Consider the following 18,937-nt stretch of genomic DNA (forward strand, 5'->3'; position numbering starts at 1 on the left):
TTTCGTTCAGAAATACTTCATTTGGCTCTGAGAGTCGTTGAACTTTCCGAGACTTTTCTTCGGCTTTTCTTAGGACTTTGATTCCTTGCTATGTAGGTATTTTCCATATTTTTGGTATTTGGGTGTTTGCAAGGCTTTGTCCGTTGTTTTGAGGAAAACCCGAATATATAAAGCTGCCTGAAGCTAGTGCTGTCTTGGTGTTGGCTTGCGCTGTTCCCACATTCAGTCAGGCATGGCTGTAAGTTGTGGAAGGGCGCGAAATAAATCATATGGCCGTATTGCGTTTTCCTTGTTCTGCCCGGTCGGAATTGGCTGGGTGGTATTCGGCGAGCCTTGCCCGGCGCGGAGCTCAGGGTGTCATTTCCGCTTCAGGTACGAAAATAAGGTCCGTATGTAATTTGTCGTCGGCGACCCAGTCGACCGGCTGAATGGAAATTCCAGAAAAGTTAGGAGCTTGAAATAATGTTGAAAAGAACACTGCTGAGCGCGGCTATCGTCTCTGCCATGTTCGCCGGTGCGGCCAATGCCGGCGTCGTCAGCATCGTCGTTGGTCAGAGTTCCAACGGGACCATTCTCCAGAACTCTCCGGGGGCCGATGATCAATATGCTCCGGGCCAAGCCAACTACAAGGAGGGCGTGAGTATCGAGACCGGTGCGAACTACGTCAGCCGCGCCGCAAACATCACCATCGCGCAGGAAGTCTTCGGCAACCTTTCCGAAACCACCCAATTCGACTTGCCCGATCTCAAATACGCCATCGACCTGGCCAAGGCGGACAAGGTCGCCGTCGGCCATACCGTCAAGCTGACCCTGGATCGTACCGTGGCGCAGTTCGCCAACACGATCACCCCCAACCAGATCCAGATCGGTACGCTGCCGGCCGGCGAAGGCTTCGCCATCACCAGCGGCACCGGGGTCAACACCCTCAGCCTCACGCTGGACAGCGCCGGCGCCGCGGAAATCGCGAAAGCGGTGGCCGAGAGTTCCATCGTTCACTTCAACTTCCGCACCAACAACACCTCCAACGAGCAGCCTGCGCGGGTCGATCGCCTGCGTGCCGCCCTGCAGGGAGACGCGACCTTCCTGAGCCAGTCCAACGTCGACATGCTGGACGATCCGCTGAACGAGCGCCGCTTCAACGTCACCGTTTCCGCCCAGCTGGACACCACCACCGGCCCGAACGGCGGCGACGCGAAGAACAACGACTCCGCTCCGCCGCTGATGGTATTCACCTCCCTGCCGGCGGTCTATTGGGATGTCCTTAATGTCAACGCATGGGGGCAGTACCAGGTTCTCCACTCGCTGGACCTGGCCAACCAGGACAAGAGCTTCGACACCAGCGTTTCCGCCCAGCCGGAACTGACCGATCCCACCAACTACGGCGTCAATTACGCTCGTCTGGGCAGTGTGCGCCTGGGTGTCAACCAGGACGTGCTGAACGAAGACGGCCGCAACGTGTTCGGCTTCAACGGCAGTGACAAGCTGTCCAGCTACGTCAGCGGCAACTTCAGCGGCATCGACTCGGTGGGGCTGACTGCCGGCACCTGCCAGGGGTTTGCCGATGGTAGCGCCGCTGCCGCTCACTCCTGGAGCGCTGCCGATATCCTGGCGAACACGGGGGCCAATGGCGTAGCCAGGCTGCCGCTGAGCCTGGTGAATGGCGACGTCAATCAGACCTACAACGTCTGCGTGAAGTCCAATGGCGTCGACGCGATGGTTGCCCAGCAGAGCTTCGCCGTAGGTCCGCTGAGCATCGACTTCGGTAACGTCCGCTACGTCGACCGGGTGATCAACGGTGGTGAAATCGACCACTTCTGGAAGAGCAGCTGCGTCGCCAGCCTGTTCAACCTGCCGGCCGCCAACAACGCCGATGCGTTCTTCATCCGTCTGACCAACACCAGCGACAGCGGTCGTTCCGGCAAGGTCCGCGGCGTACTGTTCGACCAGAACGGCAAGCGCTACCCGGAAGTCGGCAGTGCCTACATCGTCGACCAGAGCGGCAAGGAAGTCCTCCAGGCCCACGAAACCGGCGTTTACAGCGTGGAGCAGGTCGCTTCCGCCTTCGGTGTCAATGGTAACGACTGGAATGGCGTAGGTGGCCGTGCCCGCCTGGTGATCGAAGGCGAGTTCCCCACCTGCGAGGCGCTCGGTCTGATCCGTACGCCGAATGGCACCCTGGTGAACATGACTTCCACCACCCAGGGCAACTTCAACGGCGATTCCGGTCCGTCCACCACTGTCAACCATCGCGGTGGCAACAACCGCAACTGATCTCCGGCTTATGCCATGAGGTCGTGGAGAGGCGATGCGAATCGCCTCTCCACTTTTTTCGATGCGCGATGTTTTCACTGGTGTAGCGATGAATGTGTTGGTGACAGGCGGAGCGGGCTTCATTGGCTCCCACGTGGTCGTGCACTTGCTGGAATGGGGGGCCGATGTCGTTGTTCTGGATAGCCTGGCCAACAGTTCCCAGGCCACCCTCGACACAATAGAGGCCCTGACCGGCAGGTCCCTGCGTTTCGTGAAGGGGGACGTTCGAGATATCTCACTGCTTCGGGAGCTTTTCTCCGAACACACCATCGATGCCGTCATCCATCTGGCGGGGCTGAAGTCCGTGGAGGAAAGCGTAAGGCTGCCACTGGACTACTACTCCACCAACGTCGGCGGCATCCTGACGTTGCTGGAAGCGATGGAGGAGGCGGGAACCCGTCGCCTTGTCTTCAGTTCGTCCGCCACCGTCTATGGCGATCCCGAAAGCGTCCCCGTTGCTGAAACGCATGCGGCAGGGCGGGCGGTCAATCCCTATGGCCGAAGCAAGTTCTTCGCCGAGGAAGTGATCAGGGACTTCGCTGCGACCGACCCAGGCTGGGCGGTAGCGATACTGCGCTATTTCAATCCCGCGGGTGCCCACGCCAGCGGCCTGATTGGCGAAGACCCCAAAGGCCAGCCGAACAACCTGTTGCCCATCGTTGGCCGTGTCGCCGTAGGCCAGCAGCCGACCGTGGGGGTATATGGAAACGATTACCCCACGGCCGACGGTACGGGGGTACGCGACTACGTGCACGTCTGCGACCTGGCCCAGGGGCACGTGCAGGCCCTGGACTTTCTTTTCCGGCACGCCGGCGCGCATGTCTGGAACATGGGCGTGGGCCGGGGATACTCGGTTCTGGAGGTCCTCAAGGCATTCGAATCGGCATGCGGCAAACCGATACCTTATGAGGTTCGCGACCGTCGCTCGGGGGACATTGCGGAAAGCTGGGCGGATGTCGCCAAGGTGGAGAGGGAACTGGGTTGGAAATCCCGCAAGGACATCGGGCAGATAGTGGCCGATGTCTGGCGCTGGCAGACGTCGGGCCTGGACGCATGACGCTTTCAGGCCGGCCCGACGCGGGCGACCTCGGCTTCCGACGGTTGGCGCTGGTTTCGAACCAGGCCTTCTCGATCGTCAACTTTCGCGGCGAGCTGATTCGCGACATGGTTGCCAGGGGCGTGGAGGTATACGCCTTTGCGCCCGATCACGACGATCACACCAGAAGGCAGCTTCGCCAACTGGGGGCGACGCCGGTGCGGGGTTGCATCGGGCGCAGCGGCATGAATCCGCTCACGGCGCTGTGGGCAGTCGTGAAAACCGCATGGCAGCTACGTTCCTGCCGGGTGGATGCCGTGTTCAGCTACTTCCCCATGCCGGTGATCCTCGGCGGCCTGGCCGCCAGGTTGGCCGGGGTTCGTATCGTCTATTCGATGATCGAGGGGGCTGGCTACGTCTTCTCGGAAGTCGACGCATCGAGCCCGGCCAGAGGATTGTTGCGCAGACTCGTGCGCCAGCTCTATCGCATCACCCTGAAATCATCCCGGCGCGTTTTTCTGCTGAATGCCGATGACTACGCGCTTTTCGTGCATGGCGGCCTGGTAGCGGCGGAAAAGGTCGTGCTGTTGCCAGGCATCGGCCTCGACCTGACGCATTTCCTTCCATCGCGTCCGCCGGTGAGCCCGGTCGTCTTCATCTTCGTCGGCCGCCTTCTGCAGCAAAAGGGTATCCAGGACTTCGTCGAGGCTGCCCGCGCCCTGAAGGCGGAGCACCCCGAGATCGAATGCATCGTCCTTGGCGACACGGACGTGAATCCGGACTCCATCCGGCGGGAGGAAATTCTCCGCTGGAACGAGGAAGGCTCCGTGCGTTGGGTCGGCTGGGTGAGGGATGTGCGGGGCTGGCTGAACGAGTCCAGCGTCCTGGTGCTGCCCTCCTATTACCGCGAGGGCATTCCGCGGTGCATCCAGGAGGCAATGGCACTGGGGCGGCCCGTGATCACCACGGACTGGGTGGGCTGCCGGGAAAGCATCGTCGACGGCGTCAACGGCTTTCTGGTGCCGATCCGCAGCCCTGCGGCCCTGAAGCAGGTGATGGCTCGTTTCATCCATGACCCCGGACTCATTCTGCGGATGGGAAAGGAGAGCCGGCGGATTGCCGAAGCGCGTTACGACGTTCGTGAAATCAACAGGAAAGTGCTGGCGAGCATGTAGTCGCCGGCCAATGGTAACGAGATGAGTGTTGAGCGATACCCCATGATCCAGGTCGCCGGGCTTGGGAAGTGTTTCCATCTGTTCGACAGCCCCGGCAAGCGTTTCCTGCAGGCGCTGTTCGGCAAGCGTTTCAGCTTTCACCGCGAGTTCTGGGCCTTGCGTGACGTTTCGCTCCAGGTGTCGGCAGGTGAGGTGGTGGGCATCATCGGCCGGAATGGCTCAGGAAAGTCGACCCTGCTGCAGATCATCGCGGGGACCTTGCGCGCGTCCCGGGGCAAGGCGCAGGTCCATGGTCGGGTAGCCGCGCTGCTGGAACTGGGGATGGGGTTCGACCCCGAGCATAGCGGGCGGGACAACGTGATCTTCAACGCCATGCTGCTCGGCATGAGCCGTGAGGAAATCGCCGGAAAACTGGAAGAGATCATCGCGTTCGCCGACATAGGCCCCTTTATCGACCAACCGGTCAAAACCTACTCGAGCGGGATGTACGTCCGCCTGGCTTTCGCCCTGAATGCCCATGTCGACGCCGACCTGCTGATCGTCGACGAGGCCCTTGCGGTTGGCGACGCCGCCTTCCAGTTCAAATGCCTGAGCAGGCTGGACGAGTTGTTGGCCAGGGGCGTGACCATCTTGCTGGTCTCCCATGATGCGCAGTTGATCAAAGGCTATTGCAGCCGGGCTATCTACCTTAGGGATGGTCAGGTTGCATTCGACGGCGATTGCGAGACGGCTTGCGAACTCTACCAGCGCGATAGCCAGGCGGGTGCTGCTGTAGACCGTGTGGGTGAACGCGGTACCGACCTTGCGCTTGGTAATGGAGGTTTGGCGTTTGGCAACGCCAAGGGGCGGATTCAGCAATTGCGTCTGGGAACCGCCGGAGAGTGGCGTGAATCTTTCGATAGCGGTGAACGGATAGTGGTCGAGGTGGTGGCCAGGCTATTCCAGCCTGTATCGAGGCCGAGGATCACCTTGGTTCTTCGTGATCTGCGGGGATACAACCTTTACGCATTCAACAATTCGCATCAGGGCATCGAGTTGCCGACGGGGGACGATGGACTTCTGCATGTACGCATCAGCTTCGCTGGCGATCTGCAGGCAGGCGACTATGCCCTGACGGTACGCCTGGATGACGCGTTGACGGATGAACTCTGCGAACTGCTGGACAAGCAGGTGAACGCAGCGACTTTCCGAATCAACAATCCCATCAAGCGTTTCGATGCCGTGGTCAACCTGCATGGCTCCTTCGAGTTGCTGCACGCACCATGACCCATTCACTTCCTGATCGAGTCGCTCCTGGCTTCTGCGTGGTATTCGTTACCCATGGCGGTGCGCTCGAGTACAAGGCAGCGTTGCTGGCGACCTCTCTCAGAGCAAGGCTTGGAGAAAAGGTCCCCATCCTGGCCGCCCTGGCCACTCCCGCGTCGTCCTGGGGCGCGCTCAGCGAAGCTTCGCACAACCTGTACGACCGCCTCGCCATTCCTATTCGGGAGATCGAGAACCCCTTCGGTACGGCGTACCCCATCGGCAATAAGTTCGCCGCTCTGGCCCTGGGGGAGGGGTATGAGCACACCTTGTTTCTCGATACGGACATGTACTGCCTGCACGCGCCGGATTTCGATGCGCTTCGTCAGGCCGAAGCGGCGCTGAAGCCTGCGGATATGGCTCTGGTACCCACCGACGCCAACTACTGGGGGCGTCTGTACGGGGTGCTGGGGCTCGATCTTCCGCAGATGCGAGTACTGGCCAGCCATGATCAGGAGGTCATGCCCGGGTATTTCAACGCCGGCTTCATCTGGGTGCGCGATGCCGGGCAATTCGCCGCATCCTGGTTAAGGGTGGCCAAGCGCCTCGTCGAAGAGCCGGGGCTTGAGCACAAATGGCCCTGGCTGGACCAGTTGGCACTGCCGCTTGCCCTGGTGCAATTGCAGAAGCGGATACGCTCACTGGATGAGCGCTACAACTTTCCATTGCACCTGAAACCATTGGGCAAGTCGGGGAGGGGGCCTTTCTTCTGCCACTATCACGACCTTCCGGTGCTGGCGCGTGAACCTGAGTTGCTGGGCGACATGCAAGGGCTCCAGCAACGTTTCCCCGAACTGGCCGAGGTGCTCCGGCAATCCGTGGATGTGCGGGCCTATTCACCCGCCTGGTTCGCCGGTTCTGGTGTCAGCCCGTGCCTGGAGGATGCTGGGCGTGATCTGCTGATTACCGGCCTGCCACGTAGCGGTACCAGCCATCTGTGTCGGCTGCTGTCGGAACGTCGGGACACCGTGATCATCAATGAGCCCGCCGAGGTGTTTCCGGCACTGGCGAGCGGTGCCACTCCGTGGGGAATTCCGCGGCTGTATGGCGAACTGCGTCGTGACCTGCTGGCGGGGTTGCCTGTGCCGAACAAGCACGTGGAGGGGCGTCTGGTGGACGATACCGCCCGCGAGTTCGACCACCGACTGCCTTATCGGGCGCAACTCCAGAGCAGGTCTTTCACCCTGGGGACCAAGAACACCTTGGCGTACCTGTCGCGTCTCCCGGAGTTGCATCGGGTTATGCCCGACGCCACCTGCATCGCGCTTGTTCGCCACCCCTACGACAGTCTGTCTTCCTGGAAGCGGACCTTCGAACACCTGCGTACGGCGGCGGTGCAGGCACAGCCAGTCGGCCATCCGGACGATCCCGGCCTGAGCGGCTGGCAGCGCAAGATGCTGCGGGAAGTCGTGGCATGCGATTGCCTGCCTGTGCGCCGGGCGCTCTGGTGGCGCTACCTCGCCTGCCAATTGCTGGAAATGGAGCAGCATCTGCGCTGGATGCGATACGAGGATCTGGTCAGCGAGCCTTCCGGCATGCTCGATCGCTTGCTGGGGAGCGCTTCTCTGCCGGATCAGGCTCCACTGTCCTGCCTTGGTAACGAGATGGACGAGCATGAGCGTGAGCTGGTCGCCGCCGTGGTGAGTGACGTTGCCGGGAGTCTGGGATATGTACTTTGACGGTCGTACCGATATGGGGGAAATAAAAGGGCACGAGATGGACGCCATGCCGCCGGTGATCAGCCTTGTGGGCGTATTCGGCAGCGAAGGCATACGGGCCCAATGGAGTCTATGGGCCTGTCAGCGCATGCGTCGATGGACTGCTTTCCATGGCCTGTCGGTCCAGTTGGTGGTGGTACTCGACCGTCCTGACTACGATACCCGGCGGATCGTCAATGAGCATCCGGCTCTGCAGCCGACGGACCGACTGCTGGAGGTCGAGCACGGTGACCTGTCCCTGGCCCGCAATGCCGGCATAGGCCTGGCGGAGGGCGAGTGTCTCGGTATCTTCGATGGCGACAGCTACTGCAGCGCCAATTGGCTGGTAGAGGCGCAGAGAGTCGTACGGCGTTGTGGAGGTCGGGTGGTGGTGCACCCCGAGTATCTCCTGCATCACGACCAGGCCTTCTCCTATGCCCGTTGCATCGATCAATTGGTGGATGCTTACAGCTCGGCGAGCTGCTTCAAGAGTTATCCATGGGGCGCCATGGTTTTTGCCCGTCGCGAGGTATTCGAGGCCGTGCCCTATCAGCCTGTGTTCACCGAGCAGACGGGCTTCGCTTTTCCTGACTGGCACTGGGGGCTGGAGGTCATCGCTTCCGGTCGCGCCCACACCCTGGCTAGCGGTACTGCCGCCTTTTGTCGCGGAGCACCCGAGGCGCTCCCTGTCCAGCGCAAAGGGACAGCCGGCGTACCCAGGCCGGGTGTCTTCTTTTCTCGTCACTTGTCGGAGGTCGGTTGAGACCATGTCCAGGTCCTGCGTGGTTATGACCTTCCATCGCGAGCGCACACTGGGACAGTGGTCGCTGTTCGGCTTCGAACGCATGCGTAGCCATGCCGAGCTGTTCGGGCACGAAGTACAACTGTTGGCAGTACTGGACCATGCCGATCCGTTCACGCTGCGAATGGTCCGCGAGCATCCGGTATTGCGTCCGACGGATCGAGTCATAGAGGCATCCCTGGGGGATCCTGGCCTGGCGCGCAACCTGGGAGTCAGTGAGGCGGACGGCGAACTGATCGGCATTCTCGATGGCGACGACTATTGTTCGGCGAACTGGATTACCGAGGCATCGAGCGCCCTGGCTGCGCAGTCTGGCGAGGTAGTCGTGCATACCGATTATCTGCTGACTTTCGGCGAGTCCTGGGAGTTTTCCCGGCAGAGCGATCAGTTAACCGGGAAGGGGAGCCCTGAGACCTGTTTCAAACACCATCTGTGGGCCTCGACGGTGTTCGCGTCTCGGGAACTGTTCCTGCGTTGCCCCTATCGGGAGGCGAACATGGCCAGGACCGGCTTCGGCTACGAGGACTGGGACTGGAGCCTCGCTACCCTGGCCGCCGGAGCGCGCCATACCACAGCGCCGCAGACGGCGTTGTTCTATCGGCGCAAGCCTGCCGGTTCCCGGCAGAGCGCCGGCTTGCGACAGCAGGTCGTCGTGCGCCCGGGGCCATTCTTCGCCGATGGATTCTGGAAGTAAGAGGTTTTGATGTCCGTACGTCTGAAGAAACTCCTCGCATGGCTTGCCTGGCACGCCTACAGATGGATGTTCGCGCTTCTGCGATGCTGCCTGAATGAGCGACAGCTGCAGCAGTTCGTGGTGTCCTGCCGCCGTCTCAAGTATCGCTACTTTCCGGAGGCTGCGCCGATTCAGGGCGCTGCAGCGGCAGCGCTGCCGCATTGGATAGTCGAGGAATTACGCGAACTGTCGCATATCGAGCCGGCGCTATATCCCAGCGATGAGCTGCTCGGCCGCTTCCGTTCCTGGCAGCCAGGCGAGGATCCTCATGCAGCGGCGCTCTACCGGGAATTGCTGGCTGATTTCGTCGACAGCCGGCCTCAAGTGATTTTCCTCATTCCCCACATGATGCGAGGTGGGGCCGATCTGGGCACTTTGCACCATGTTCACCTTTGTGTGGAGCAGGGGTTGCGGGTGACGGTGGTGATCACCCGGGATGTCCTCTCACCTTGGATCAATCGCCTGCCGGCAGCGGCCAGGGTGGTCGAGTTCGGACGCCTGACGCGACATGCCGGCGACGAGGATCGTGAACTGGTGTTGCTGCGGCTGCTGCTGCAGAGTCCGGCCAGTACGCTGCACCTGATCAATTCGTTGCTGGGTTGGCAATTGTTCGAGCGATTCGGCAAACCGCTGGTTAGCAGTGGCAAGCGCCTGTTTGCCAGCGTCTACTGCGACGATGTCGACCGCAACGGGGTGCGTTGTGGCTATGCCACAGAGTTCCTGCCGAAGGCATGGATGCACCTGGCTGGTGTTTTCACTGACAACCAGCACTTTCTCGAGCTCATCCAGCGGCGTGACGGCCTTCCGCGGGAGCGTCTGCATGCTTTGTATTTCCCCTTCATCGGCGAGATCGTCAGCGCGCCTGGAGTGGGTAGGAAGGTGCTGTGGGCGGGACGGTTGGCCGCTCAGAAGCGCCCCGAGCTGCTTTATGAAATCGCCCGGGCCATGCCGGAGGTGGGCTTCGATGTCCATGGTGAAGCCGACCCCGCCTACGACTCAAATGTGCTGCAGCGCCTGAAGGCATTGCCGAACGTTTCCCTGGTTGGCCGCTTCGACAGTTTCGCGGCAATCGCCCAGGCGGGTGATTATGGCGTTTTCCTTTATACCTCCGCCTACGACGGTTTGCCGAACGTCCTGCTCGAGGCTACTGCCGCAGGCCTTCCCATAGTCGCGCCGACGGTGGGCGGTATAGCGGAGCTGGTCGAGGAGGACAGCGGCTATCCCCTCGATGCTGCGGCAGGGCCGCTTGCCTTTGTCGAGATGATCAGGCGAGTGCTGGAGGATCCTCAGCGGGCCGAAAGGAAAGTGACCAATGCCCAGGCCCGAATGCGCGGGCGGCATGTCTGGGCCACTTTTACGCGAGAGGTTGCCGCCGTGCCGGGATACTTGCCGACATGTGCCGCACCGCAGCTGGTCGAGTGAGTGCCATTTATGTCGATGGCAGAGGCGATTCGTTCGGGAGCAGAGCGGTTCTGGTTCCTGTGCCGGCCCGCATTACGGCGTATGACGGGGAATCCGGGCCGAGCTGCGCTCCATTGGATGCTGGGCTCGCGCCCATGCGGAAGTCTGCCTGGCGAACCTGCTACGGCTGAACCCTGGGCCTCTGAATTGCCTTTGGTCAGTGTGGTCATTCCCTGCTTCAACTATGGCCGTTATCTGTTGCAGGCGCTGCGCAGTTTGCGCGAGCAGACATTGCAGGACTTCGAGGTCATCCTGGTAGACGATGGTTCCGATGATCCCGCCACTCGTCGTCTGCTCGTGTTGCTCGAGCGGCTCACCTCATTGACCGTTCTCCGGCAAGCCAATGTCGGCCCCGGGGCTGCACGCAATGCGGGCATCGCTAAGGCTCGAGGGCGGTATGTCTGTTGCCTGGACGCCGATGACCTTCTGGCTCCGTCTTACCTGGAGAAGTGTGTGGTCATGCTGGAGGCGGATGCAGGCCTGGGGCTGGCCCATAGCTGGCTGCAACTGTTCGGAAGGGAGCGGCGGTTGGTCAAGACCCGAGACCTCGATCCGGTGTTGCTGGCCCACGTCAATCACCTTGGGGTCTCGGCTGTGTTCTCGCGTTCTGCCTGGGCGGCTGTGGGCGGTTTTTCCGAGGTCCGGAGTGCCTTGTACGAGGACTGGGATTTCTGGATCCGCCTGGCGAGCTTGGGAGTACGGGGCAGGGTGATAGGCGAGGCGCTGATGTTCTATCGGAGGCACCCCAGGTCGCGACTGGGGCATGCCAACCGTCGCCCGCGCCAGGCCTGCCGAGAGTTGCGCCTGGCGCATCGGGAGTTTTGCGCCAACTCGGCTTGGCGAAAATCGCTGGCCGATGGATATCGCCGCCGGCTGGTGGATGAACCGCTGCTCAATTTGTCACGGCCGGGCCAGTATCGGCGTCCGCCGGTACGGATTTTTGTGGTTTGCCTGCAACGAGGCTGCGATATCAAGCAATGCTCTCGACCGGAACTGGAGGTTCTCATCGGAAAGGCGACGCTGCACTTGCTCATCGAGGATTGCGCTGAGCCACCCGGCTGGTTGGTCGAGCGCGCCGCCACCGTCTATCGGTTGTCCGGACTCCTGGATGAGAGTCAATGCGCTGCGTTCGTGAGCAACTACTTCGCGACCCGGGATTGGCTTGGCGCTCTGGTCGTGCCCCAGGCGCCCGGCGCTGCCCGGTTTCTCCATCCGCAAGACGTCGTAGTCGAACGTGGAGATGGACCGGCTCGATGGGATCGTTGTCAGTCAGGTAGGAAATGAATTGAAAACGGTAGTCATGACACTTGGCATGCATCGTTCCGGTACCAGCCTGTTGTCCGCGGCGCTGGAGTGCCTGGGGGTGGACTTCGGGGAGCACCTCATCGCGCCGAGGCCGGACAATCCCAGGGGGTTTTGGGAGGACAGCGCGATTGTCGAACTGAACGAACAGGTATTCGCGGCGCAAGGCTCTTCGTCTTCCTGTGTTGGTGTCGATGGCGCCGGCCTGCTGGGTAGCGAGGCTGGCAAGGTTCTGCAGCGGCGAATGGGTCTGTTGCTGGATCAACGCCTGGCTTGCCATGACCTGTTTGGCATCAAGGATCCGCGCCTGCCGCGTCTTATGGATTTCTGGATGCCGCTGCTGGATGCCAGAAGGGTGGATGTTGCACTGGTGGTCCCCGTCCGCCATCCGTTGAGCGTGGCCGCCTCGTTACAGGCGCGCGACGGCTTTTCCACGGCGAAGAGCCTGATGCTGTGGTACGAGCACATGTACAGAGCCTTGCGATTTGCGGTTACCAGGCGCATGGTCGTAGTCGACTACGACCTGTTCATGGCGCAGCCGCGTGAATCCCTGCTGCGGATTGCCGATCGTCTGGGCCTGCCATTCTCGGAGGCGTCGTTCCAGTGTTTCTCCGTGGGCATCCTGGACCGTTCCCTGCGGCATACGTGCTTCGACGCATCGCTTCTGCGAGAGCATGCAGATGCCTTTCCGGCCCTGGTTGAACTCCATGACCTGCTGTGCGGGCTGGCCAGGGATGAAGAACAGGTCTGCGTTCGTCGGATCGAGGCCATGGAACGCCAATTTGCCGACGTATGGCCATTGCTGCGACATTTCGGACAAATGGACCAGGAGTCCTGGAGGACCGCCCAGTGGTACCTCAGCGACCATAAGCGTTTGGTTGCCCGAGAGGCAGAACTGGTCGGTTGGATATCTCGCCTGGAATCCACCGTCCAGGCGGGTGAGACTGCACATCGGCAGGCGGCGGCCTGGTTCGAGGCACAGGAGCAAGCGTATCTGGCCCGGCTCCAGGCAGTGGAGCGGGAGCGCGATGCTCTTCTGGTGTCGATGGAGGGCCTGCGTGGAGCGCTTGCCTCCTCGGAGGCCACGCAGTCTGACTTGCGCGCAGAGCTTTCTGCAACTCTTGGGCGCCTCGAGTCGATCCTGTCCAGCAGGTCCTGGCGAGCGACGGAGCCCCTGCGGCGTTGCGCCGAATGGGTGGGGAGAATAGGCACCAAGCCTATTTGACGCTATCGACAGTGATTGCTACCATTCCAGACCTTGTATTGGGAGGCTTTCGTCCCTATCTGGCGGAGCAACCCGTAAAAACTGAATATGGAGTGCCCGGCTTCGGCCGGGCGCGGCCAGGGGCCGGCAGGATACCAGTCTTGATCCTGCTGGCTTCTTTTTCATCACTTGACCGCGTTCGCTGGTGGCGCGGAGCCGGGCCTACAGGCCTTTGACTACAGGTATAAACATGAGCGAAAGCTTCGCAGAACTCTTTGAAGAAAGTCTGAAATCCCTCGACATGCAGCCGGGTGCCATCATCACCGGCATCGTGGTCGACATCGACGGTGACTGGGTCACCGTGCATGCCGGCCTGAAGTCCGAGGGCGTCATCCCGGTCGAGCAGTTCTACAACGAACAGGGCGAGCTGACCATCAAGGTGGGTGACGAAGTCCACGTTGCGCTGGACGCGGTTGAAGATGGCTTCGGTGAAACCAAGCTGTCCCGCGAGAAAGCCAAGCGTGCCGAATCCTGGCTGGTTCTGGAAGCTGCCTTCAACGCTGATGAAGTGGTCAAGGGCGTTATCAACGGCAAGGTCAAGGGTGGCTTCACCGTCGACGTCAGCGGCATCCGCGCGTTCCTGCCGGGTTCCCTGGTCGATGTCCGTCCGGTGCGTGATACCACCCACCTGGAAGGCAAAGAGCTCGAGTTCAAGGTCATCAAGCTGGACCAGAAGCGCAACAACGTTGTCGTTTCCCGTCGTAGCGTCCTGGAAGCCGAGAACAGCGCCGAGCGCGAAGCCCTGCTGGAATCCCTGCAGGAAGGCCAGCAAGTCAAGGGTATCGTCAAGAACCTCACCGACTACGGCGCATTCGTGGACCTGGGCGGCGTAGACGGCCTGCTGCACATCACCGACATGGCTTGGAAGCGCATCAAGCACCCGTCGGAAATCGTCAACGTCGGCGACGAGATCGATGTCAAGGTTCTGAAGTTCGACCGCGAGCGCAACCGTGTATCCCTGGGCCTGAAGCAACTGGGCGAAGACCCGTGGGTTGCCATCAAGGCTCGTTACCCGGAAGGCACCCGCGTCATGGCCCGCGTCACCAACCTCACCGACTACGGCTGCTTCGCCGAGCTGGAAGAGGGCGTGGAAGGCCTGGTACACGTCTCCGAAATGGACTGGACCAACAAGAACATCCACCCGTCGAAAGTCGTTCAGGTTGGCGACGAAGTGGAAGTTCAGGTTCTGGACATCGACGAAGAGCGTCGTCGTATCTCCCTGGGCATCAAGCAGTGCAAGTCCAACCCGTGGGAAGACTTCTCTAGCCGCTTCAACAAGGGCGACAAGATCTCCGGCACCATCAAGTCGATCACCGATTTCGGTATCTTCATCGGCCTGGAAGGCGGCATCGACGGTCTGGTTCACCTGTCCGACATCTCCTGGAACGAAGCCGGTGAAGAGGCCGTGCGTCGCTTCAAGAAGGGCGACGAGCTGGAAACCGTCATCCTCTCCGTCGATCCGGAGCGCGAGCGCATCTCCCTGGGCATCAAGCAACTGGAAGACGATCCGTTCTCCAGCTACGCCGGCCAGCATGAGAAGGGCAGCATCGTCCGCGGTATCGTCAAGGAAGTTGACGCCAAGGGCGCTGTCATCAGCCTGGGCGACGACATCGAAGGCATCCTGAAAGCCTCCGAAATCAGCCGCGACCGCGTCGAAGACGCCCGCAACGTGCTGAAGGAAGGCGAAGAAGTCGAAGCCAAGATCATCAGCATCGACCGCAAGAGCCGCGTCATCAGCCTCTCCATCAAGTCCAAGGACGTCGATGATGAGAAGGATGCGATGAAAGAGCTGCGTAGCAAGCAGGAAGTAGAAAGCACCGGTCCGACCACCATTGGTGATCTGATTCGTGCGCAAATGGAGAACCAGGGCTAAGTCCTGATTCTTCCAAGAAAAAGGGCGACTTCGGTCGCCCTTTTTCGTTTTCCCTCCTTTAGGCTGTTCAAAGCTTGAGCTGCGTGCTAAAAGAACCTAGAGCTGATCTAGCCGCTTGAAAAAGAAGGGAAAACCATGACCAAGTCGGAGTTGATCGAGAGAATCGTCACCCATCAGGGGCAGCTTTCCGCAAAGGACGTGGAGCTGGCGATCAAGACCATGCTTGAGCAGATGTCCCAGGCTCTGGCGACCGGCGATCGCATCGAGATCCGTGGGTTCGGCAGTTTCTCTCTGCATTACCGTGCACCGCGCGTCGGCCGGAATCCGAAGACCGGCGAATCGGTGCGCCTGGATGGTAAATTCGTTCCGCACTTCAAGCCGGGCAAGGAATTGCGTGATCGGGTGAACGAGCCCGTGTAGCCGGCTAGAGAACGATCGAGGATTTTTCATGCTTCGGCTCAAACGCTTTCTGGCCTTCCTGGCTGCCATCCTGCTATGCGCAGTGATCGTCGTCTTCGTCCTGGAGAACCTGCAGAAGGTCCAGCTGGCCTTCCTCGGCTGGCAGACGCCGGAGTGGCCGCTGGTGGTCTTCATCACCCTGTCCTTCGTCCTGGGTGGCGTCATCGGCCTGCTGCTGAGCATTCCGTTCCGGGCGCGCACGCGCCTGCATCTCTCGGGGCTGCGTTCCGAGGTATCGCGCTTCCGCAAGGAAAACCAGGCCCTGCGCGACCAGTCGCTGAAGACCCAGTGATCCGGGATGTCCAGCGTTGTAGCGATGCTGCTGTTCGTCCTGGCCCTGGCCGTCGGTTGGTGGCTGGGGCGCCGCTCGTTGCGCCCGGGGTCTCGGCCGGCTTCTGCTGACGAGGCGTTGCGCGAGCGGGTGCGCAACATGCACAACCTGCTCGACCGGCATTCCGACGACGCACTGGAGCGCCTTTCCCAGGGCCTTTCGCTGAACGAAGAGACGCTCGAAAGCCACGTTCATGTCGGCAACCTGTTCCGCCGCCGTGGGGATATCGAGAAGGCCATCCAGATCCACCAGGAATTGCTGGGCAAGGCGTCCGCCAACACCGAGCTGTCCGCGCAGATCAGCCTCGAACTCGCCCGTGACTACATCGCCGGCGGGTTGCTTGGCAGCGCCGAGCAGTTGCTGGACGAGCTGATGCGGCGTGACGGCCAGGCCACCTCGCTGGAGGCGCTGGACGAACTGCGTCGCATCGCCGAGCGCGAGAAGGACTGGGCGCGTGCAGTGGAGCTTGCAGCGCGCCTGGTGGGGCGGCGGCCCCAGTTGAAGACGGTGCTGGCCAACTATTATTGCGAGCAGGCCCAGGAGCGCATCCGTGGGGGGGACCGCGACAGCGCCTGCGAGCTTCTCAAGGAGGCCCGGCGGGTCGACCCCCAGTGCGTACGCGCCTTGCTGATGCGCCTGGATTGCGAGCTGTGGCAGCGCAACTTCCAGGCTGCCGATGCTTCCATCACCGAACTCTGCGCGGCTGATGCCGGTTTTCTCGGTGAGTTGCTGCCCATGCTGCGGCGCCGCGAGTGTTGCGCCGAGCCGGAGATCCTCGCCTGCCTGCGCCGTCTTGCCGAGGCGCCGGATGCGTCGCCGGCGCTGCTGGCGATCCTGGCCCAGCTCGACGCGGACGGGCAGGGCTGGCGCGGCCGGTTGCTGGCCAAGGTCCAGCAACAACCTTCCTGGCGAGGGTTGCTGGACATGCTCGGTACGCTGGGCGGTGGAAGGGCGGACCAGGAGCTGTTCACCCACATGCAGCCGATCATCCTCGGCCTGTATCGATCGATGCCGCACTATCGCTGCGGCAATTGCGGTTTCGCCGGGCGCGAGCTGCACTGGCAATGCCCGGGCTGCCACGCGTGGAATACGCTCAGGCCGATCGCTGCTCCCCAGCAGTGATGCCGGTGCCCGAAATCATGGACGGTGCCCCGGCGCCTTGAATCTCTAGGAGTGGTGTTGAAAGTACTTCTGACCGGTGCCACCGGTTTTGTCGGGCGTGGGGTTCTCGAAGCCTTTGCCGCGATACCGGAGTTGCGCCTGGCGGTGGCGGTACGTTCCCGTCTGCCTGGCGAGTTCCCCGGCGTGGAGGTCCACTCCATCGATGGCCTGAGCGCCACCCAGGACTGGAGCGGTGCACTGGCCGGCGTGGACGTCGTGGTCCATGCCGCGGCCCGGGTGCATGTCATGTGCGAAACCGCGGACGATCCCCTGGCCGAGTTCCGCGCGGTCAATGTCGAGGGCACCCTCAACCTGGCACGCCAGGCCGCCGCGGCAGGGGTGCGGCGCTTCATCTTCATCAGCTCGGTCAAGGTCAATGGCGAATCGACGCCGCCCGGCCGGCCGTTCCGTGCCGAGGACGTGCCGGCGCCGGCCGACCCCTACGGCCAGTCGAAGCTGGAAGCGGAGCAGGCGCTGTCGCGCCTGGCCGAAGACTGTGCAATGGAATGGGTGGTCATCCGCCCGCCGCTGATCTATGGCCCGGGTGTGGGGGCCAACTTCGCCAGCCTGATGCGTGCGGTGCAGCGGCAATTGCCCTTGCCGTTCGCGCGGGTGCGCAACCGGCGGAGCCTGGTGGCCAGGGACAACCTGGTCGACCTGCTGCGGGTCTGCCTGGGGCACGAGCGTGCCGCCAACCAGGTCTTCCTGGTCAGCGACGACCAGGACCTTTCCAGCGCCGAGCTGTGCCGCCGCCTGGCCGCGGCACTGGGCGTACGTTCGCGGCTGCTGCCGGTGCCGGTCGCCTTGCTGCAGGGGCTGGCCGTGTTGTTCGGGCGGGGAGCCCAGGCGCAGCGCGTGCTGGGCTCGTTGCAGGTGGATATCGGCAAGACCCGCGAGCTGCTGGGCTGGCGCCCGCCGGTGGGCGTCGACCAGGCGCTGGCGGCGACGGCTCGCTGGTACCGGGAGGCCCGGCGATGATCTTCCTGTTGCCGTTTCTCGCCCTGCTGCTGGCCTGGGCCGGCACCGCCGGGGTTCGCCATTACGCCCTCGCGCGCAGTGTGATGGACGTGCCCAACGAGCGCAGCTCCCACAGTGTCCCGACGCCCAGGGGCGGTGGGGTGGCGATAGTCCTGAGCTTCCTTCTGGTGCTGCTGCTGTCCTGGGGGATGGGCCTGACCGATACGCGCGGCATGCTTGCCCTGCTGCTGTCGGGCGGCTGGATCGCCCTGGTGGGCTTCGTCGACGACCATCGCCACGTCCCGGCCCGCTGGCGCCTGCTCGGCCACTTCCTGGGGGCGGGGTTCCTGCTCTACATGCTGGGTGGCGTGCCGGCCCTGCCGTTCGCCGGCAGCCATTGGGACCTGGGCCTGTTCGGTTCGCTGCTGGCGCTGTTCTACCTGGTGTGGCTGCTGAACCTCTACAACTTCATGGACGGCATCGATGGCATCGCCAGCCTGGAGGCGATCACCGTCTGCGTCGGTGCGGCGCTCTGTTGCTGGCTGGCCGGGGTGGGCTCGGCCGCCTGGCTGCCGCTGCTGCTCGCCGCGGCCACCGCGGGGTTCCTGGCCTGGAACTACCCGCCGGCGCGAATCTTCATGGGCGATGCCGGCAGCGGTTTCCTCGGCATCGTCCTGGGAGGGTTGTCCTTGCAGGCGGCCTGGCAGGCTCCGCAGTTGTTCTGGTCGTGGCTGATCCTGTTGGGCGCCTTCGTGGTCGACGCCACCTGGACCCTGGCGCGCCGCTTGCTGCGTGGCGAGCGGGTGCATGAGGCGCACCGCAGCCATGCCTACCAGCGGGCTTCGCGGCGTCTGGGCCAGCATCGCGCCATCAGTCTGTCGGTGGCTGCGATCAATCTGATATGGCTGTCGCCGATCGCCGTTTTCGTGGCGCTGGGCTGGATTGACGGCGTGGCCGGACTGATTCTTGCCTATGCTCCATTGGTGCTGGTCGTGGCAGTGCTGGGTGCCGGTGGGCCTGAAAACGGCCAACCGAAGTGAACTCCATGGGAAATGGTGGTCAATGTAACGGGAG

16 protein-coding genes are annotated in these 18,937 nt (G+C 62.2%); all 16 read left to right on the forward strand.

Features of this window, described 5'->3' with window-relative positions; translation table 11 throughout:
• Positions 1-462 precede the first annotated feature (462 nt).
• The 16 genes from VV867_RS21945 to VV867_RS22020 all read left to right on the forward strand — a co-directional run bounded on the left by VV867_RS21945 (position 463) and on the right by VV867_RS22020 (position 18,903).
• Positions 463-2,271: a hypothetical protein gene (locus VV867_RS21945; protein ID WP_109933286.1), complete on the forward strand. Its 1,809-nt coding sequence runs from the start codon at positions 463-465 to the stop codon at positions 2,269-2,271.
• Positions 2,272-2,359: 88 nt separating this feature from the next.
• Positions 2,360-3,367, forward strand: coding sequence for a UDP-glucose 4-epimerase GalE (gene galE, locus VV867_RS21950; RefSeq protein WP_109933946.1), 1,008 nt, complete (start codon positions 2,360-2,362; stop codon positions 3,365-3,367).
• Positions 3,364-4,521, forward strand: coding sequence for a glycosyltransferase family 4 protein (locus tag VV867_RS21955; RefSeq protein ID WP_109933285.1), 1,158 nt, complete (start codon positions 3,364-3,366; stop codon positions 4,519-4,521). Before galE ends, VV867_RS21955 begins: the two co-directional genes overlap by 4 nt.
• Positions 4,522-4,563: 42 nt before the next feature.
• Positions 4,564-5,787, forward strand: a complete 1,224-nt coding sequence (locus VV867_RS21960; protein ID WP_109933284.1) for an ABC transporter ATP-binding protein — start codon at positions 4,564-4,566, stop codon at positions 5,785-5,787.
• Complete coding sequence (locus VV867_RS21965; protein WP_109933283.1) at positions 5,784-7,502, forward strand: sulfotransferase family protein; 1,719 nt, start codon at positions 5,784-5,786, stop codon at positions 7,500-7,502. Before VV867_RS21960 ends, VV867_RS21965 begins: the two co-directional genes overlap by 4 nt.
• Complete coding sequence (locus VV867_RS21970) at positions 7,492-8,283, forward strand: glycosyltransferase family 2 protein (protein WP_109933945.1); 792 nt, start codon at positions 7,492-7,494, stop codon at positions 8,281-8,283. The genes VV867_RS21965 and VV867_RS21970 overlap by 11 nt, the downstream gene beginning before the upstream one ends.
• A 25-nt stretch (positions 8,284-8,308) precedes the next feature.
• Positions 8,309-9,016, forward strand: a complete 708-nt coding sequence (locus VV867_RS21975; RefSeq protein ID WP_158546405.1) for a glycosyltransferase family A protein — start codon at positions 8,309-8,311, stop codon at positions 9,014-9,016.
• 9 nt (positions 9,017-9,025) lie between these two features.
• Positions 9,026-10,477, forward strand: a complete 1,452-nt coding sequence (locus tag VV867_RS21980; protein ID WP_109933281.1) for a glycosyltransferase family 4 protein — start codon at positions 9,026-9,028, stop codon at positions 10,475-10,477.
• 9 nt (positions 10,478-10,486) lie between these two features.
• On the forward strand, positions 10,487-11,800 hold the full coding sequence (locus tag VV867_RS21985; RefSeq protein WP_109933280.1) for a glycosyltransferase family A protein: 1,314 nt from the start codon (positions 10,487-10,489) through the stop codon (positions 11,798-11,800).
• On the forward strand, positions 11,757-13,043 hold the full coding sequence (locus tag VV867_RS21990; RefSeq protein ID WP_328567556.1) for a sulfotransferase family protein: 1,287 nt from the start codon (positions 11,757-11,759) through the stop codon (positions 13,041-13,043). Before VV867_RS21985 ends, VV867_RS21990 begins: the two co-directional genes overlap by 44 nt.
• 229 nt (positions 13,044-13,272) lie before the next feature.
• A complete protein-coding gene (gene rpsA / locus VV867_RS21995) occupies positions 13,273-14,955 on the forward strand; it encodes a 30S ribosomal protein S1 (RefSeq protein WP_109933278.1) in 1,683 nt (560 codons plus the stop codon).
• Positions 14,956-15,090: 135 nt separating this feature from the next.
• Complete coding sequence (gene ihfB, locus VV867_RS22000; RefSeq protein ID WP_009621012.1) at positions 15,091-15,375, forward strand: integration host factor subunit beta; 285 nt, start codon at positions 15,091-15,093, stop codon at positions 15,373-15,375.
• Between the two features lie 28 nt (positions 15,376-15,403).
• A complete protein-coding gene (locus VV867_RS22005; RefSeq protein WP_089393788.1) occupies positions 15,404-15,706 on the forward strand; it encodes a LapA family protein in 303 nt (100 codons plus the stop codon).
• 24 nt (positions 15,707-15,730) lie between these two features.
• Positions 15,731-16,867, forward strand: coding sequence for a tetratricopeptide repeat protein (locus VV867_RS22010; protein WP_328567557.1), 1,137 nt, complete (start codon positions 15,731-15,733; stop codon positions 16,865-16,867).
• A 57-nt stretch (positions 16,868-16,924) separates the two neighbouring features.
• The gene (locus VV867_RS22015; RefSeq protein WP_275627261.1) at positions 16,925-17,884 is read left to right on the forward strand and encodes a UDP-glucose 4-epimerase family protein; all 960 of its coding nucleotides are present in this window, start codon (positions 16,925-16,927) and stop codon (positions 17,882-17,884) included.
• Positions 17,881-18,903, forward strand: coding sequence for an MraY family glycosyltransferase (locus tag VV867_RS22020; protein WP_328567558.1), 1,023 nt, complete (start codon positions 17,881-17,883; stop codon positions 18,901-18,903). The genes VV867_RS22015 and VV867_RS22020 overlap by 4 nt, the downstream gene beginning before the upstream one ends.
• Positions 18,904-18,937 lie beyond the last annotated feature (34 nt).

Source organism: Pseudomonas sp. JH-2 (assembly GCF_036231725.1).
Lineage (GTDB): Bacteria > Pseudomonadota > Gammaproteobacteria > Pseudomonadales > Pseudomonadaceae > Pseudomonas > Pseudomonas delhiensis.

What these genes read in the sequence shown, in the direction of transcription:
- VV867_RS22020 (WP_328567558.1), top strand. Translation starts at nt 17,881, where the DNA reads ATGATCTTCCTGTTGCCGTTTCTCGCCCTGCTGCTGGCCTGGGCCGGC.
- VV867_RS21945 (WP_109933286.1), top strand. Translation starts at nt 463, where the DNA reads ATGTTGAAAAGAACACTGCTGAGCGCGGCTATCGTCTCTGCCATGTTC.
- galE (WP_109933946.1), top strand. Translation starts at nt 2,360, where the DNA reads ATGAATGTGTTGGTGACAGGCGGAGCGGGCTTCATTGGCTCCCACGTG.
- ihfB (WP_009621012.1), top strand. Translation starts at nt 15,091, where the DNA reads ATGACCAAGTCGGAGTTGATCGAGAGAATCGTCACCCATCAGGGGCAG.
- VV867_RS21960 (WP_109933284.1), top strand. Translation starts at nt 4,564, where the DNA reads ATGATCCAGGTCGCCGGGCTTGGGAAGTGTTTCCATCTGTTCGACAGC.
- VV867_RS21970 (WP_109933945.1), top strand. Translation starts at nt 7,492, where the DNA reads ATGTACTTTGACGGTCGTACCGATATGGGGGAAATAAAAGGGCACGAG.
- VV867_RS21955 (WP_109933285.1), top strand. Translation starts at nt 3,364, where the DNA reads ATGACGCTTTCAGGCCGGCCCGACGCGGGCGACCTCGGCTTCCGACGG.
- rpsA (WP_109933278.1), top strand. Translation starts at nt 13,273, where the DNA reads ATGAGCGAAAGCTTCGCAGAACTCTTTGAAGAAAGTCTGAAATCCCTC.
- VV867_RS21985 (WP_109933280.1), top strand. Translation starts at nt 10,487, where the DNA reads ATGTCGATGGCAGAGGCGATTCGTTCGGGAGCAGAGCGGTTCTGGTTC.
- VV867_RS21965 (WP_109933283.1), top strand. Translation starts at nt 5,784, where the DNA reads ATGACCCATTCACTTCCTGATCGAGTCGCTCCTGGCTTCTGCGTGGTA.
- VV867_RS21990 (WP_328567556.1), top strand. Translation starts at nt 11,757, where the DNA reads ATGGACCGGCTCGATGGGATCGTTGTCAGTCAGGTAGGAAATGAATTG.
- VV867_RS21980 (WP_109933281.1), top strand. Translation starts at nt 9,026, where the DNA reads ATGTCCGTACGTCTGAAGAAACTCCTCGCATGGCTTGCCTGGCACGCC.
- VV867_RS21975 (WP_158546405.1), top strand. Translation starts at nt 8,309, where the DNA reads ATGACCTTCCATCGCGAGCGCACACTGGGACAGTGGTCGCTGTTCGGC.
- VV867_RS22005 (WP_089393788.1), top strand. Translation starts at nt 15,404, where the DNA reads ATGCTTCGGCTCAAACGCTTTCTGGCCTTCCTGGCTGCCATCCTGCTA.
- VV867_RS22010 (WP_328567557.1), top strand. Translation starts at nt 15,731, where the DNA reads ATGCTGCTGTTCGTCCTGGCCCTGGCCGTCGGTTGGTGGCTGGGGCGC.